Origin of the sequence: Corynebacterium sp. MSK012 (assembly GCF_030232435.1) — a bacterium.
Taxonomy (GTDB): domain Bacteria; phylum Actinomycetota; class Actinomycetes; order Mycobacteriales; family Mycobacteriaceae; genus Corynebacterium; species Corynebacterium jeikeium_D.
The window spans coordinates 1-454 of sequence record NZ_JASPJU010000027.1 but is presented as its reverse complement, the minus strand read 5'-3'; the positions used below and the strand labels follow the sequence as shown (position 1 = coordinate 454).

Here is a 454-nt window from a genome sequence, read left to right as displayed (position 1 = left end):
GGGTTAAGTAAAGAAAAGTGTGTCTTTTCCGGGCGTGTTGCGGTTATTTGATCCAGCCTTTTTGGATGCCGAGGTTGTGTTGGTAGCTGGTGTCGATGGCGGTGTCGTATTCTGCTGGTGCACCGATGTCATTGGTAGTGGCTGTGGTGTTGTGGGTGATCAGGTCTGTTGCTGTGGAAAGTGCGTCTTGACCCCATCGTTGGTCCCTGGCGATCTTGACCGGATCGTCAGGGACTTCTGTATGTAGATACAGCCACCAATCCATCACTGTGCGTTGATGCGGTAGTGATAGTCCGCGGTGTCTGCGGGCTAGTTCTTTTATGGGGGCGTTGATGCCACCTTCGAGGCTGTTTGTTGTTGCTGCAAGGTTGTCGGGGTCGATGGTTGTTGGTGGGGGTTGCAGGTAGGTAAACAGCAGGTCTCTGCGGTGCAGAGATAGCAATGATTGATAGGC

General features: G+C 52.9%; 1 pseudogene. It reads right to left on the bottom strand.

The features are described 5' to 3' along the window. Positions 1 to 43: 43 nt before the first annotated feature. Positions 44 to 454, bottom strand: a pseudogene (locus QP977_RS10965) (IS1249 family transposase); the annotation flags it as partial.